This is a genomic window from Bordetella genomosp. 2, assembly GCF_002261345.1.
GTDB lineage: Bacteria > Pseudomonadota > Gammaproteobacteria > Burkholderiales > Burkholderiaceae_B > Bordetella_A.
Genome location: NZ_NEVT01000006.1, coordinates 640,139 through 653,966 on the forward strand (window position 1 = coordinate 640,139; position 13,828 = coordinate 653,966).

Below are 13,828 nucleotides of genomic sequence, written 5' to 3' on the forward strand. Positions count from 1 at the left end.
CCTACAGCCAGCGTTCGAACAACCGCGAGAAGAACTCCATGAAACGGTCGTCCGGGCCGCGATCCCGCCAGGCCTGCAGCGTCACGGGCGTCGATTCGGCGACATCGCGGTCGAACAGCGCTTCCATTTCGGCGCCGAATTCCGGCCCCAGGATCACCGCGTTGATCTCATAGTTCAAGGCAAAACTGCGCCAGTCCATATTGCTGGACCCCACCGTCGACCATACGCCGTCGACGACGGCCGTCTTGGCGTGCAGGAGCGCGTCGCGGCGCTCGTAGATCTTCACGCCGGCCTCCAGCAGGCTCTCGTAATGCGAGCGCCCGGCATGGAATACCAGCGACGAGTCGCTGAATCCGGGCAGCACCAAGACCACGTCGACGCCGCGCCGGGCGGCGTTCTCCAGCGCCTCGACGAAGGCTGGGTCGGGCACGAAATACGCCATGGTGATGTGTATGGATTCCTGCGCGCTCTCGAACGCCGACATCAGGGTCAGGTACACCGTATAGCCGTCGCTGCGATCGGGCTGGTTGGCCAGAATGCGCACGGTCAGGCCGCCTGTCGGCTCGAGCTCCGGAAAGAACTCGCGGGGAGCGAGCGGCGGCCCTTTTTGCGACGCCCAGCCCGCCAGCATGACCCGCTCGAGCTCGGCGACCGCCGGCCCGGCGATGCGAATGTGCGTGTCGCGCCATGGCTGCGCGGCGCGGCCCTCGCCGCCTGACGGCGAGCCGGACGAATACACGCTGCTGACGTTGATGCCGCCCAGGTAGCCGACCTTGCCGTCCACCACCAGCAGCTTGCGGTGGTTGCGCTGGTTGGGCGACCAGCCGGCCCGGGCGGCGGCCGGATTGACGGGATTGAAGACCGCCACCTGCACGCCCGCGTCGCGCATGCGGTCGAACAGGGCGTCGGGGGTGCCCAGCGTGCCGACTGCATCGATCATCACTGCGACCGCGGCGCCGCGCCGATGCGCGGCGATCAGCGCGTCGGCGAAGCGCCTGCCCTCTTCGTCATCTTCGAAGATATAGGTTTCCATGTGGACGTAGTGGCGCGCGCTGTCGATCGACTCGAGCATCGCCTGGTAGGTGGCGCGGCCGTCGGCCAGCAGGCGCACCTGATTGCCATGCACCAGCGGCGCGCCGCTGATGGCCTGCTCGACCGCCAGATGCCGTGCGAGAAAATCGCGCGAACGCTGCGGATCAGCATGTGCCACGATATCGCGCCCCTTGCGATAGCTCGCCCAGCCCGAATCGGCCGACTGCCCGGCCTGCGCCTGGCGCACCGCGCGCTCCTGCGCATCCGGCACGCGGGCGCAGGCGGCCAGGCAGGCGCCCAGCGCCAGCCAGAGCAGGCATCGTGCCGCACGCACCGGGCCGCGCGCCAGCATGGCTGTCTCCCGGCCTCAGGGCTGCCACTGCGTCCGGTGCGACACCGTCGTGCGACGCGACGATGGCGCGCGCCGCAGCGGCTCGCGATCGGTCCAGCGCCCGCCGCGCCAGCGGCCGTGCTCGCGGTCGACCTGGAAGCCGCCGGCATCGCGCAACAACGCCATCACGGCCTCTTCTTCATCGGGTTCGACCTGCACCGTCAGCAGCACGGCCTGCTCGGCCGCGGGGATGCTGCTCAGGGCGGCATTGCGCAGCTCTGTCAGACGCCGCCCGGCCCACAGCGCGCCCACGGCCGCGCCGGCGCATGCGCCGAGCACCGCGCCGCCGACCACGGCGAGGTCGCCGCGGCTCAGGAACAATGCGGCGAGCGTGCCCAGCAGGGCCCCGGCCGCCGCCAGGGCGGCCGCGCGCCATGCCACGCCGTACCGCACATCCTCGGCCTGCGCCGCGGGATCTTCGTCCCAGGGCTGCACCCGCCCGGTGCGGCGCCCGCCGCGGAACAGGCTGACCGCCTCTTCGCGAAAACCCTCGGCAAGGAGGGCATGTGCCGCACTTTTTGCCGACGGAACACTATCGAAACGCGCAACGATAATCGACGACATACTGAAAGCCTTGGCATAGTAGTTCTGGACTTTATTCTGCGCGCCCCGCCTGGCGCTGTCCTGTGGTTTCGCAACCAGCAGTAATCCGGTATTTCGGCGCCCGGGCGGGCAATGCATTTTGTGGCGGTTGGCAGGGCGGTGCTTGCTTTTCGTTAAAAACCTTTGCAATCCGCGCACAAGCCTTGACAGTGTCCGCCGGTTGCCGGTCACAATAAGGATCGCTTCTGCAAGGAACCATCGCATGGTCCACCCCCGCAGCATGCTCGCCACCGCGCCGCCGGCCCCCCCCTCGAAGCGCCCTGCCCGGCGCTCCACGAACTGCAAACCGGCCTGCTCGCACCGGCGGCGCACATCGATCCCAAGTTCCTGTACGACACTCTCGGCTCCAGCCTGTTCACCGCCATCACCCAGTTGCCCGAGTATTACCCCACGCGCTGCGAGGCGGAGATCCTGCGCGATCACGGAGCCGCCATTGCCAAGCACGTCGGCGCGGTCGACACCCTCATCGACCTGGGCGCCGGCGATTGCGTCAAAGCCGAACGGCTGTTCGGCGCCCTGCGTCCGCGACGCTACGTGCCGATCGACATTTCGGCCGAGTACCTGCAGACCGCCGTGGCGCGCCTCGAGCACGCCCATCCCGGCCTGGAAATCATCGCGCTCGGACAGGATTTTCACGACGCCCTGGCCTTGCCCGCGCACGTGCCGGCCAGCCGCCGGCTGTTTTTCTACCCGGGTTCGAGCATCGGCAACCTGGACCCCGCGCAGGCGCTTTCGCTGTTGACCCGCATCCGCGCCGAGTGCGCGGGCGGCGGCCTGCTGATCGGCGTCGACCGGGTCAAGCCGCGCCACATTCTCGAACCCGCCTATGATGATGCGCTGCACCTTACGGCCGCCTTCAACCTCAACCTGTTGCGCCACGTGAACGCCTTGCTGGACAGCGATTTCGACGTCCACGACTGGAGCCACGTGGCGCGCTACGACGAAGCGCATTCCCGCATCGAGATGCACCTGCAGGCGCTGACCGACGTGCGCGTCTGCTGGCCCGGCGCACAGCGGCGCTTCTCCAGCGGCGAGCGTATACATACCGAGAATTCGTACAAATACACTGTCGACGCCTTCCGTGACCTGCTGGCCCGCGCCGGCTTTGGCGACATTCAGCACTGGTCGGATTCGCGCGAGTGGTTCTCTGTTTTCAGCGCGCGCGCCTGACCGGCCGCCATTGACCTGCCAGGATGCCCATGGACCCCGCCTGCCTGTTGACCCACCCCGCCCCGCCATGCCAAGAAGGCCTGTCCGGGCTGTCGCAACGCTACGAATGCATACGCGGCCAGACGCTGGCGCTGGCCGAGCCGCTCAGCCCGGAAGACTGCCAGATCCAGTCGATGCCGGACTGCAGCCCGGTGAAATGGCACCTGGCCCATACGACCTGGTTCTTTGAAACCTTCATCATTGCCAGGTTTCAGCCGGAGCGCGCGCCGTTCAATCCGCATTACCGGATGCTGTTCAACTCCTACTACAACGCTGTCGGCGCGCGCCATCCGCGGCCGCAGCGGGGGCTGCTGTCGCGCCCGTCGCTGGCCGAGGTGCTGGCGTACCGGCGCCATGTCGACGCCGCGATGTCGGACCTGCTGGCCCGCCTGGCCGGCGCCGACCCGGAGTTCGACGAACTGGTGGAACTCGGCCTGAACCACGAGCAGCAGCACCAGGAGCTGATCCTCACCGATATCAAGCACGCCCTGTCGCTCAATCCGCTCAAGCCGGCCTATGCCGGCCCGGCCCCGGGCCAGTTGCCCGCGGCCACGGCGGCGGGCTGGACGCGCTATGACGCGGGCCAAGTACGCATCGGCCGCGAGCCGCCCGGCTTCGCCTTCGACAACGAGCGCCCCGCCCATGACATCCTGCTACAGCCCTACTTCCTTGCGGATCGCCTGGTCACGCAGGGCGAGTACCTGGAGTTCATGCTCGACGGCGGCTACCGCCGCCCCGACCTATGGCTGTCGCTGGGGTGGGACCAGGTATGCGCGGACCAATGGCAGGCCCCCTTGTATTGGGAAGGCGGCAGGGACGACTGGCATGTCTTCACCCTGCACGGCATGCAGCCCCTCGATCCGCACGCCCCCGTGACCCACATCAGCTACTTCGAGGCCGACGCCTACGCGCGCTGGGCCCGCGCGCGCCTGCCGCGCGAAGGCGAATGGGAACACGCCGCGCGCAACGCCCCGCGCGGCCACGCCAACCTGCTCGAGACGGGGCATCTGCAGCCGCGCGCGGCGCCGCAGCGCCCGCGCGCGGGCGGGCCGGTCCAGCTGTACGGCGACGCCTGGGAATGGACCAGCAGCGCGTATGACGCCTATCCCGGATTCACGCCGCCGGCCGGGGCCGTCGGCGAATACAACGGCAAGTTCATGTGCAACCAGTACGTGTTGCGAGGCGGCTCCTGTGTCACCCCGGGTGACCACATCCGCGCCAGCTATCGCAACTTCTTTCCCCCGCAGGCCCGCTGGCAGTTCTCCGGCATCCGCCTGGCCCGCGATGCATAGCTTGGCCGCGCACGCACCGAGGTTTGCGCACCGACATAAACCCATGCTAGAATTTATTTCTTCGCTTTTCGAGCACTTTTCAAGAAGCGAAGCCGCAGCGGACGCGATTTCAGCGCCCTTCTGCATGGCGCATTAGCTCAGCCGGTTAGAGCGACGGAATCATAATCCGCAGGTCCCCTGTTCGAATCAGGGATGCGCCACCAAGAAATCCAAGGCCGTTAGTGATGGTGATCACTAACGGCCTTTCCTTTTGGCCGCGCGTACGCCGCATGCCGTTCTCCCCGTTCCGCACCCCAAATGTCCGCCATTTTTGCGCAATGCACAATAGCATCTAGACGGCTATATATCTGATTATTTCTGCGGTGATTTTTTATTTAAACTTACATCTGAGCGCGGGCAAACAGTTACTGCATATTTCGTAACTTTACGCAACGAATCTCGGCGCGCTTTAAACAAGCTCCCGCATCGCCAGCCAGCGCGGAAAGTTGCCGCCCGGGCCAAGCCGCCCCTATGGGAAGCACGAGGGGAAACTTCGCTTTTCCACAACAATAGCGACCCGGCGCGGTCATAAAAAAGTAACAGTGTTGCGAGATTTTCTCCATAAGTGCGATATTTATGCACAAATCATCACACGATCCTGGGGTTTTCGAGCATTTATCGAAACCTGACTGAATGAGACTTGATGAAAATCGAAAAATCCGCCAATGTATGGGGAAAATCAGGAAGAAACAGCGCTGATTTTTACTCGATTGTTTCCAGGTTCGCGATACAACGAGTTACGAAGGTCAATGGGGAGGAATGTCATGCAGTATTCGCACTTCAAACCGTCCGACACTTACGACAGCCGGCTCTGCCCGTCCGAGTTGCGCGCCGCAAAAACGGCCGTAGCTTCCCGGACCATGACCGCCGACTACCTACGACAGCGCAGCACCGAAGAAGAATTGGCGCAGTACGTGCGCGAAAAGTACGCGCGCAAAGATCGCATCTAACCGCCGCTCGGCGGTTCACTTCACCCAAACCGGAATTACGGGCCCGATGGCGGATGATCTCTCCGCCCGGGCGAGATATGCCCGACCGCGCGCAGCGTGACGAGCCCGGATATCCGCCGTTTCACTGGCAAACTGCGGGAGCCAGCATGTGCAGCACTATCGTCCAGAAGTCCGGGCCCATGGATTACATGACAGCCCTGTTTTCCAACATCGGCCGGACACGCCAAGCCAGCATCGCGCGTGACGACGACGCCATCAACGCGCGCCCGCTGGCCATCCATTGCTTCGGCGACACACCCGCGATGGACCGCTTCCACTGGGGTTACGCGCCCAGCTGGTGGAAACGGCGCCCTGTCATGAACGCGCGCCTGGCCGCCCTGCTACGCGGCTCCGCCGTGTGGCGGCCATTACTGGGACAGCGCGTGCTGGTGCCCGCTGACGGCTGGTATCAGCCCATCGGCGCCGACCCGACCGCCAGCCGGTATATCCGCTCTCTCGATGGCAAGCCCATCTACATCGCCGCCCTCACCGCCTGGCGCCCCGGCAACCAGCATGGCGAACAAGACGGGCTGGCGATCGTCACCGACGATATCGCCGACGCCCGCAGCGCGGGCCACGTCCGGCCGGTGGTGCTGCCGGTCCAGGCTGCGCTGGCTTGGGTCGATCCTTCCACCCCGATCATCAACGCGCTGGAACTGGCCTGCACGCCCTGGATGGAATCCACGTTCCAGTGGCAGCCGGCGACCGCCACCTTGCAATAGCGCGAAGCGCCGTCGCCCCGCAAAGGGGCGACGCGGCGGACGGGATCAATGCCTGGGCGGAAAATCGCCGGGCCAGTCCATATCGTCGCCCTGGACTCCCGACACGATGTCGGCGCATACACTCATCGCTATCTCCTTGTGAAGTCCTACGCGATGATGTCGCTCGCAAGCCATGTGCCCGACGCGCCCGCGTCCCAGCCGGAATTCCACACCGTGGCTGGCGCTGCGGCCTCTGCAATTGGGCGACGCGCCCGCCATCCAGCGGATATTTCCCAATGCTGGACGATGCGCCCGTGTGCGCAGCCGGCGCAGCTGATCGGCATGATCTGATGGACGACTCGCAAAACCAACGAGGCTTCTGGCTAGATCCGCGCTGGCGCGGCCAGGGACTCATGCGCGAGCCTGTTGCGCGCCGCCGCACGGCCCCCCCCGCCCGCGCTTAAAGAAAAGCGGCGCGCTGCGGCAACCGTCAGGCGGCCATTCTGAGGTGGCGCTTCGAGATGGGCGCGGGGCGCAGCAAGCTGCTGGGCACGTCGTCGACGAATTCCGCGGGCTCGCAGCGCACACTGACCTGGCCCGGCAGGATCCAGCTCTTGCCGCCCCGGCACTCGGTCACCTGCAGGCGCTGCGCCAGGCGCAGGGCGTCCAATTCGGCCCGGTCGCGACCCGGCCGGACCATATCGCAGAAGCGCGTGAAACTGAACGTGTGGGCGCCCTCGCGCGCGATCACATCCACGCAACCACGAAACTCCCCGAAATCGACTTCATGCACCCGCGGACGGATGGAATAGCTCACCCTGGAAGCAAAGGCGGAAAAAGTATCCATGGCTTGATCTCCCTGATGAAGTACTACGATTCCAGGGTAGAGCAAAAACATGGCGTCGCCGCGCCTGCCTTGCAATCTTTGAAGACGATTACCCAGGGGTTACAGAAATCCATAATTGACTACATCCCCGGGGTCGGGACAGCGAAAAGGTGACGGAACGCCGGCCTCAGCGCTGGCGGGGGGTATCGTCGCCTGAAGCGGCTTGGCCAAAATCCGAGGTGAAGAGATCCCAGCAAGCGATGAACAAGGCCGCCACCAGCGGGCCGATGACAAAGCCGTTCAGGCCGAACAACGCCATGCCGCCCAGCGTGGAGATCAGCACTACATAATCGGGCAGTTTGGTGTCTTTGCCCACCAGTAGCGGGCGCAGCACGTTGTCGACCATGCCGATCACCAGCACGCCGTACAGGATCAGCGTCACGCCTTGCCAGATCGCGCCGGTGACCAGAAAGTACACTGCCACCGGCAGCCAGATGAGCCCCGCGCCGATCGCCGGCAACAACGACAGGAAAGCCATCACGACGCCCCACAGCACGGGGCCCTGGATGCCGAGTATGTAGAAGATCACGCCGCCCAGCGCGCCCTGCACGGCCGCCACGGCAATGTTGCCCTTGACGGTGGCGCGGATGACGGTAGTGAACTTGCGCAACAGGTGCATCTTGTGCCCCTCGCTGAGCGGAATCGCGGCGCGCAGGCGCGCCGACAGCAGCGAGCCATCGCGCAGCAGGAAGAACAGCAAATAGAGCATGATGCCGAAGCTGACCAGGAACTGGAAAGTGTCCTGCCCGATATTGAATGCCTGCGTGGCCAGGAATTGGCTGCCCTGCATCACGCCCGCGGTCAGCTTGTCCTGCAGGCTGGTGATGTCGGCCAGGCCGAACCGCGACAGCATGTCATGCAGCGACGGCGGCAGCGCATCGAGCACCTGCTGGAAGTACAGACCGAAATTCAGGCTGCCGGACTTGACGCGCTGGTAGAGGTTGGCGCCTTCCTGCACCAGCGACCCGGTGATGAAAGTCACCGGCACGATCACCACCAGCAGCACCAGCACCAGCGAGATCAGCGCGGCCAGGTTGCGCCGCTTGACCAGCTTGGCGGCAATGCGCCGGTGGACCGGAGCGAAGATGATGGCCAGGATCGCCCCCCAGAACACGGCCCCGTAGAACGGCCACAGCACCCAGCCGAAAGCGACCGATACCACCACCAGCAACAACAGGAAAATGCGGTAATGCAGGGTAGAGCCGTTCATGTTTGATCCCGTGCGCGGCGGCGGCCGCGTGAGGCGCAATTGTACAAAGCCGGCATTGCAGGCGGGTCAATCCGCCGGCCCGGACGACAGGGCGGCCCGCGCCCGGCCCACGGCCGCCGCATGGCTGTTCAATGCGCCCAGCAGGCGGTTCAGCTCCCGTTGCACGGAAGGATCGCGCACGGCCGCCGCATCGGCGCTCACCAGCATCTGGTCGCGATGCGCGGCGATGAAATCCGCGGCGCGCAAAGCGTCGCCCAGCGCCGCCTCGGCGATCGCGAACCAGCCATCGAGCCGTCCCGCCTCGGCCGTCACGAACCGCTCATAGGCCTGCGCGTAGAGCGGCTGCAGGTCGACCGGCTGCTCGAGCTCGGCGCGCGCGGCGCCGGCTTGCGCCAACGCCTCGTGCAGGGCCGTGCGCGCCTGGGCCAGCGCCTGCTGGTCGTCCCGCAGCGCAGCGCGACGCGCCTGCAGCTGGGCCACCGAATGCAACTGTTCATGCTCGATCGCCTGATGCAGCGTCCGCCTGGCCGCCCGCGCCGCGACCTGGAAGTCGGCCAGCACCGCGTAATGTTCCGCATAGTCGCCGAAAGCGTCGCGCTGCGCCTCGTCCGCCGCCGGCAAGCCGGCGTCCGGCGCCGCCAGCGCCCGCGCACTCAGCCATTGCATGAAGGCGGCGCGCTCTTCGGGCTCTTTATTGACACAGCCGACCAGCAGCAGCCCGGCCAGCAGCAGCAAGATGAATCGGCATACAGCCCGCATGGGTCCCTCCAGGTTGCCGGGCTCCCGCGGCGGCGAGCCCGGCCGGTTCGGAACCTTACCGCAAGTGCGCGCGCCGAAATAGCGCTTATAGGAATTGTTGCCTCGGAAGCGATATGTGACATGGCTGTGGCGCCTGTCCCGCCATGCCCTACAATGCGCGCAAGCCAACCCGCCAGTCCTTTGCCCCCATGAATTCCGACTCCCATACGGCCGCCGATGCCGATGCCCAGGAACCCTGGGGCCATGCCCACCCGGAGTGCCGCGGCGCCAACGCTTTCCTGTTCTTCACGTCCGACCTGGCGCGCACGGTGAACCAGGCGCTGGCCAACGCGCCCCTGGACGATGCCGCGCTGGCCGGCGCTCAACGCGCGGTCGACGCCCTGGTGCAGCGCTACGTCGATATCCAGGCCGCACCGGCGGCATTCAACGGCCAGCGCATCCGCCTGAAGCTCGAGAAGGCTCCCGGCGCCGCCCCACAGGTCGCCCTGGAAATGTCGCCCGACCTGGAAGACCAGATCATCGAAGCGCAGCGCCTGGCCCACCAGCAGGCCGCCCTGCGCCGCTGAACCGCCGCCCTGCGGGGGGGGCAAGCGCGCGGGACTTGACATAACTCGCCCACCCCCATATAATCAATAACTTAGTGCGCAGTTTCGCTGCCAGCCGCTCGATACCACAAAACAAGGCCGGCGCCGCGCACTGACCGGGTCACAACCCTGCGAACCCGCCCCACCCGTACGGTGTCCATACCGGAACATCGCCCCGGGCCGCCCCGCACCCAACCGGGGCCACGAAGCGCCCCGCCCGCCATCCAGCCAGGCATCCGCGACGCCACCGCCAACCGGTCGCGCCCGCCTGCCTGCGCCCCGTTCGCGAGGCGGCGCTGCATTTCCTCATAACCAGAACTCGAAGAGCGAGAAAAACATGAACAACACCATCCACCCCATCACCGCCAAGCACCTGGTGCGCCGCCGGCCGCACAGCAAGCTGGACCAGATGCCGATCCATGTCGGCGACGTGGTGCACCTGCGCCCGGCCGACGGCCCGGAAATCCGCGCCACGGTCATCTACAACGCGCCCATCAATGGCACAGTGACCTACACCACCGACATGGTGCGCCCGCACGGCGCAGGCAACGGCCCCGCCATGCGCATCCGCTTCCGCCACGAGCACGTGCACCGGATCGAACCGCTGCGCCACGCGTAAGTGCGCGGCCGGCAACAGGACGCGTGATAAATTCAGCCTCATCGTCCTTTGCCGCCGCCGCCATGCAGCACACGCGCTCATCCATACGCATCTGGGATCTGCCCACCCGCCTGTTCCATTGGGCCCTTGCCGCCTGTGTCATCGGCGCCTATGTCAGCGTCAAGCTGGGCGGGCTGTATATGGACTGGCATGTGCGCTTCGGGCTTGCAACGCTCGGCCTGATCGTCTTTCGCCTGCTGTGGGGCTTCGTGGGGCCGCGCTATGCGCGCTTCGCCACCTTCCTGCGCGGGCCGGCCGCCATCAAGGCGTACCTGCGCGGCGCAGCGGCGCCGGCGGGCCACAATCCGCTCGGCGCGCTATCGGTCGTGGCGCTGCTGGCCGCGCTGGGCTTCCAGGCGGTCAGCGGCCTGTTCGCCACCGACGACATCATGACGCAAGGGCCGCTCTATGCCCGCGTCGACGAAACGGTGGCCGGCCGCTTGACGTCCTGGCACCATTCCAACGAGTGGATCATCATCGGCCTGGTCGTCCTGCACCTGGCGGCCGTGGCGTGGTACGTGGCGGTGCGGCGCAAGCGCCTGGTGCGGCCGATGATCACTGGCGATGCACGCCCGCAAGACCTGCCCGCCGCGACTTCGCCCGCCGACGACGGCCCGGCCGTCTGGCTGCGCGCCCTGGTCGCGGCCGCCCTGGCGACGGGGCTGGTGCTATGGATACGCTCGCTGGAGATCGTGGCTGATTTCTCGTTCTCGTAGCCCGCGCCGCAACGGCGCATGGGCAAAAAAAACGGCACCGTGCGGTGCCGTTTTTATTGCTGCCACGCCGCTTATTTCTTCTTGCGATAGGAATCGTGGCAGGCCTTGCAGCTTGCGCCCACGTCGCCGAACGCTGCGCGCAGCTGCCCCAGGTCGCCCGAGTCGGCGGCGGCCGACAGCTTGGCCATGTTCTCCTTGAAGCGGTCCTGCTTCTGCTTGAAGCCGGCCGCATCGCTCCAGACTTCGGGCAGAGCATCGCCGCCTTCGGTGCCGGGGCCGAACCCGGCCCAGGGCAGCTCGGACAGCGTGGCCAGGATCTGCACGTTGGCCTTGATCTGTGCCGCGTCGTATGGCGCCTGGCCCTTGACCACCGGCTGCATGCGGCCGAAGTGGGAAGCCATCAGCGTCAGCGCCGACTGCCGGTACTTGATGGCGTCGGCGGGCTTGGCGAACTGCGCCTGGGACGCCGTGGACCACAGCGACATCACGCTGAAACAGGCCGCGGCGGCCAGCAAGGGGAACTGCTTCATGAAGGATCTCCCGGTAGGTACGACAAGACCGGCGCCGCGACAGACGGCGCCGGCAGTGCCGACTATACCTCTCGGGCCAGGCGCGCGGCCAGTCCCACATAGGCGCGCGGCGTCAGCGCGAGCAGCCGCTGCTTGGGCTCGTCGGGCAGCGCCAGGCCGCGCACGAACTCGCGCAAGGCCGCCTCGGTGATGCCCTTGCCGCGCGTCAGCGCCTTGAGCTGTTCGTAGGGCTGGGGCAGCCCGTAGCGGCGCATGACCGTCTGCACCGGCTCGGCCAGCACTTCCCAGCACGCGTCGATGTCGGCGTCGATGGCGGCGGCGTTCACCTCCAGCTTGTCCAGCCCGCGCAGGCAGGAATCCCATGCCACCAGGCTGTAGCCGAACCCCACGCCGAGGTTGCGCAGCACGGTGGAGTCTGTCAGGTCGCGTTGCCAGCGCGACACCGGCAGCTTCTCGGACAAGTGCCGCAGCACCGCATTGGCCAGGCCCAGGTTGCCCTCGGAATTCTCGAAGTCGATCGGGTTGACCTTGTGCGGCATGGTGGACGAGCCGACCTCGCCCTCCTTCAGGCGCTGCTTGAAGTAGCCGAGCGACACATAGCCCCAGATGTCGCGGTCGAGATCCAGCACGATCACGTTGGCGCGCGCCACCGCGTCGAACAGCGCCGCCATCCAGTCGTGCGGTTCGATCTGGATCGTGTGGCGATTCTGGGTCAGCCCCAGGCCCTGCAGCACGCGGGCGCTGAAGGCCGGCCAGTCGATCTCCGGGTAGGCCGACAGGTGGGCGTTGTAGTTGCCGGTGGCGCCATTGAGCTTGGCCAGCGGCTCGACCGCCTCGATGGCGGCGATGGCGCGGCCCAGGCGCGCGGCGACGTTGGCGAATTCCTTGCCCAGCGTGGTGGGGCTGGCCGGCTGGCCATGCGTGCGCGACAGCATGGGCTGGTCGGCGTAAAGGCGCGCCATGTCCTCGAGCTTGCCGGCGATCTGGCGCAGGCGCGGCACGATGACCTCGGCGCGGGCGCGGGTCAGCATCAACGCATGCGAAGTATTGTTGATGTCTTCCGAGGTGCAGGCGAAATGGATGAACTCGGCCGCGCGCGCCAGCTCGGCATCGTCCGCGACCTTTTCCTTGAGCCAGTATTCGACGGCCTTGACGTCATGGTTGGTGGTGCGCTCGATGTCCTTGATGCGGGCGGCGTCGGCTTCGGAGAAGTCACGCACCAGTTGCGCCAGCCGCGCGCGCGCCTCGGCGGAAAACGGCGCCAGCTCGGGCAGGCCGGCGTCGGACAATGCCGCCAGCCATGCCACTTCGACCTCGACCCGGTGGGCCATGAAGCCGGCTTCGGACAGCAGGCCGCGCAACGCGTCCCCGCGCGCGGCATAGCGGCCGTCCAGCGGCGAAAGAGCGTTGAGATGACTGATCTGGTCGGCAATCTGCATGGCGTGGAAACGGAAGTGAATCGATGAAAGGCGGGTGGCGATTTTATCACCCGGGGTAATGTAACAATGTTGGACAAAAGCGTTGCGTGCCGAGAACGTCGCGCGCTTGAGGTGGCCTGTCCCTGTTATACTGCGGCCGCTTTCCGACTTCGCTTGTGGCTTCCATGAAACTGATCGGCTCGCTTACCAGTCCCTATGTTCGAAAAGTGCGGGTCGTCATGGCCGACAAGAAGCTGGACTACCAACTCGAGCTCGAGAACGTCTGGTCTCCCGACACGCAAATCCAGTCCTACAACCCGCTGGGCAAAGTGCCTTGCCTGGTCATGGAAGACGGCGGCGCGCTGTTCGATTCGCGCGTGATCGTCGAATACCTGGACACCCTCTCCCCGGTGGCGCGCCTGATCCCGCAATCGGGACGCGAACGCGCGGCGGTCAAATGCTGGGAAGCCATCGCCGACGGCGTGCTCGACGCCTGCGTCATCATCGTCAAGGAAAACCAGCGCCCCGAGGCGCAGCGCAGCGACGACTGGATCGGCCGCCAATACCGCAAGATCCACGCCGGCCTGGATGCCATGGACAACAGCCTGGGCGAGCAGGCGCACTGCATGGGCGTGAACTACAGCCTGGCCGACATCGCCGTGGGCTGCGCGCTGGGCTATCTGGACCTGCGCTTCGCGTCGCTGGACTGGCGCGCCAACCACCCCAACCTGGCCCGCCACTACGAAAAGCTCGCGGCGCGCCAGTCGTTCATCGACAGCGCCCCGCCGGCCGCCTGAGCGGCCGGGCCGCG

Annotated in this window: 15 protein-coding genes and 1 tRNA gene; 9 read left to right on the top strand and 7 right to left on the bottom strand. The window is 66.4% G+C overall.

Annotated elements, in window-relative coordinates:
• Window position 1 precedes the first annotated feature (1 nt).
• Window positions 2–1,384, bottom strand: a complete 1,383-nt coding sequence (gene cls / locus CAL24_RS13200) for a cardiolipin synthase (protein WP_094806925.1) — start codon at window positions 1,382–1,384, stop codon at window positions 2–4.
• Between the two features lie 15 nt (window positions 1,385–1,399).
• Window positions 1,400–2,311, bottom strand: coding sequence for a hypothetical protein (locus CAL24_RS24030; protein WP_141218083.1), 912 nt, complete (start codon window positions 2,309–2,311; stop codon window positions 1,400–1,402).
• Between the two features lie 42 nt (window positions 2,312–2,353).
• On the opposite strand from CAL24_RS24030, the gene egtD reads away from it, so the two are divergent.
• From egtD to CAL24_RS24160, 5 genes are all read left to right on the top strand, one after another.
• A complete protein-coding gene (gene egtD / locus CAL24_RS13210) occupies window positions 2,354–3,196 on the top strand; it encodes an L-histidine N(alpha)-methyltransferase (protein WP_249278559.1) in 843 nt (280 codons plus the stop codon).
• A 29-nt stretch (window positions 3,197–3,225) separates the two neighbouring features.
• Window positions 3,226–4,527 (top strand): ergothioneine biosynthesis protein EgtB, encoded by a 1,302-nt coding sequence (gene egtB, locus CAL24_RS13215; protein WP_094806927.1) that lies wholly within the window; start codon window positions 3,226–3,228, stop codon window positions 4,525–4,527.
• Between the two features lie 126 nt (window positions 4,528–4,653).
• Window positions 4,654–4,730: transfer RNA gene (locus CAL24_RS13220), tRNA-Met, on the top strand.
• 600 nt (window positions 4,731–5,330) lie between these two features.
• Window positions 5,331–5,516, top strand: coding sequence for a hypothetical protein (locus tag CAL24_RS24155; protein ID WP_028355770.1), 186 nt, complete (start codon window positions 5,331–5,333; stop codon window positions 5,514–5,516).
• Window positions 5,517–5,695: 179 nt separating this feature from the next.
• The gene (locus CAL24_RS24160) at window positions 5,696–6,277 is read left to right on the top strand and encodes an SOS response-associated peptidase family protein (protein ID WP_170947083.1); all 582 of its coding nucleotides are present in this window, start codon (window positions 5,696–5,698) and stop codon (window positions 6,275–6,277) included.
• Window positions 6,278–6,746: 469 nt separating this feature from the next.
• On the opposite strand, the gene CAL24_RS13230 is transcribed toward CAL24_RS24160, so the two are convergent.
• The 3 genes from CAL24_RS13230 to CAL24_RS13240 all read right to left on the bottom strand — a co-directional run bounded on the left by CAL24_RS13230 (window position 6,747) and on the right by CAL24_RS13240 (window position 9,111).
• The gene (locus CAL24_RS13230; protein ID WP_028355768.1) at window positions 6,747–7,103 is read right to left on the bottom strand and encodes a hypothetical protein; all 357 of its coding nucleotides are present in this window, start codon (window positions 7,101–7,103) and stop codon (window positions 6,747–6,749) included.
• A gap of 166 nt (window positions 7,104–7,269) precedes the next feature.
• Window positions 7,270–8,352 carry an AI-2E family transporter gene (locus CAL24_RS13235; protein WP_028355767.1) on the bottom strand — a complete coding sequence of 361 codons (1,083 nt, stop codon included), beginning with the start codon at window positions 8,350–8,352 and terminating at the stop codon, window positions 7,270–7,272.
• A gap of 66 nt (window positions 8,353–8,418) precedes the next feature.
• Window positions 8,419–9,111 (bottom strand): DUF3053 family protein, encoded by a 693-nt coding sequence (locus CAL24_RS13240; protein ID WP_094806930.1) that lies wholly within the window; start codon window positions 9,109–9,111, stop codon window positions 8,419–8,421.
• A gap of 188 nt (window positions 9,112–9,299) precedes the next feature.
• On the opposite strand from CAL24_RS13240, the gene CAL24_RS13245 reads away from it, so the two are divergent.
• The 3 genes from CAL24_RS13245 to CAL24_RS13255 all read left to right on the top strand — a co-directional run bounded on the left by CAL24_RS13245 (window position 9,300) and on the right by CAL24_RS13255 (window position 11,069).
• Entirely contained in the window at window positions 9,300–9,677 is a 378-nt protein-coding gene (locus CAL24_RS13245) for a hypothetical protein (protein ID WP_028355766.1), read from the top strand.
• A gap of 355 nt (window positions 9,678–10,032) precedes the next feature.
• Window positions 10,033–10,314 carry a hypothetical protein gene (locus CAL24_RS13250; RefSeq protein WP_038853937.1) on the top strand — a complete coding sequence of 94 codons (282 nt, stop codon included), beginning with the start codon at window positions 10,033–10,035 and terminating at the stop codon, window positions 10,312–10,314.
• Between the two features lie 62 nt (window positions 10,315–10,376).
• Window positions 10,377–11,069 carry a cytochrome b/b6 domain-containing protein gene (locus tag CAL24_RS13255; protein ID WP_094806931.1) on the top strand — a complete coding sequence of 231 codons (693 nt, stop codon included), beginning with the start codon at window positions 10,377–10,379 and terminating at the stop codon, window positions 11,067–11,069.
• Window positions 11,070–11,140: 71 nt separating this feature from the next.
• On the opposite strand, the gene CAL24_RS13260 is transcribed toward CAL24_RS13255, so the two are convergent.
• Together CAL24_RS13260 and purB are read right to left on the bottom strand one after the other, a co-directional pair.
• Window positions 11,141–11,599 (bottom strand): c-type cytochrome, encoded by a 459-nt coding sequence (locus CAL24_RS13260; protein ID WP_094806932.1) that lies wholly within the window; start codon window positions 11,597–11,599, stop codon window positions 11,141–11,143.
• A 62-nt stretch (window positions 11,600–11,661) separates the two neighbouring features.
• Window positions 11,662–13,038, bottom strand: coding sequence for an adenylosuccinate lyase (gene purB, locus CAL24_RS13265; protein ID WP_028355762.1), 1,377 nt, complete (start codon window positions 13,036–13,038; stop codon window positions 11,662–11,664).
• 164 nt (window positions 13,039–13,202) lie between these two features.
• Between purB and CAL24_RS13270 the strand changes: the two genes are divergently transcribed.
• Window positions 13,203–13,814, top strand: coding sequence for a glutathione S-transferase (locus CAL24_RS13270; protein WP_028355761.1), 612 nt, complete (start codon window positions 13,203–13,205; stop codon window positions 13,812–13,814).
• Window positions 13,815–13,828 lie beyond the last annotated feature (14 nt).

Bases quoted from the DNA above. Each gene is read 5' to 3' on its own strand.
- cls (WP_094806925.1), bottom strand. From the start codon at position 1,384: ATGCTGGCGCGCGGCCCGGTGCGTGCGGCACGATGCCTGCTCTGGCTG.
- egtB (WP_094806927.1), top strand. From the start codon at position 3,226: ATGGACCCCGCCTGCCTGTTGACCCACCCCGCCCCGCCATGCCAAGAA.
- CAL24_RS24155 (WP_028355770.1), top strand. From the start codon at position 5,331: ATGCAGTATTCGCACTTCAAACCGTCCGACACTTACGACAGCCGGCTC.
- CAL24_RS24160 (WP_170947083.1), top strand. From the start codon at position 5,696: ATGGATTACATGACAGCCCTGTTTTCCAACATCGGCCGGACACGCCAA.
- CAL24_RS13230 (WP_028355768.1), bottom strand. From the start codon at position 7,103: ATGGATACTTTTTCCGCCTTTGCTTCCAGGGTGAGCTATTCCATCCGT.
- CAL24_RS13235 (WP_028355767.1), bottom strand. From the start codon at position 8,352: ATGAACGGCTCTACCCTGCATTACCGCATTTTCCTGTTGTTGCTGGTG.
- CAL24_RS13240 (WP_094806930.1), bottom strand. From the start codon at position 9,111: ATGCGGGCTGTATGCCGATTCATCTTGCTGCTGCTGGCCGGGCTGCTG.
- CAL24_RS13245 (WP_028355766.1), top strand. From the start codon at position 9,300: ATGAATTCCGACTCCCATACGGCCGCCGATGCCGATGCCCAGGAACCC.
- CAL24_RS13250 (WP_038853937.1), top strand. From the start codon at position 10,033: ATGAACAACACCATCCACCCCATCACCGCCAAGCACCTGGTGCGCCGC.
- CAL24_RS13255 (WP_094806931.1), top strand. From the start codon at position 10,377: ATGCAGCACACGCGCTCATCCATACGCATCTGGGATCTGCCCACCCGC.
- CAL24_RS13260 (WP_094806932.1), bottom strand. From the start codon at position 11,599: ATGAAGCAGTTCCCCTTGCTGGCCGCCGCGGCCTGTTTCAGCGTGATG.
- purB (WP_028355762.1), bottom strand. From the start codon at position 13,038: ATGCAGATTGCCGACCAGATCAGTCATCTCAACGCTCTTTCGCCGCTG.
- CAL24_RS13270 (WP_028355761.1), top strand. From the start codon at position 13,203: ATGAAACTGATCGGCTCGCTTACCAGTCCCTATGTTCGAAAAGTGCGG.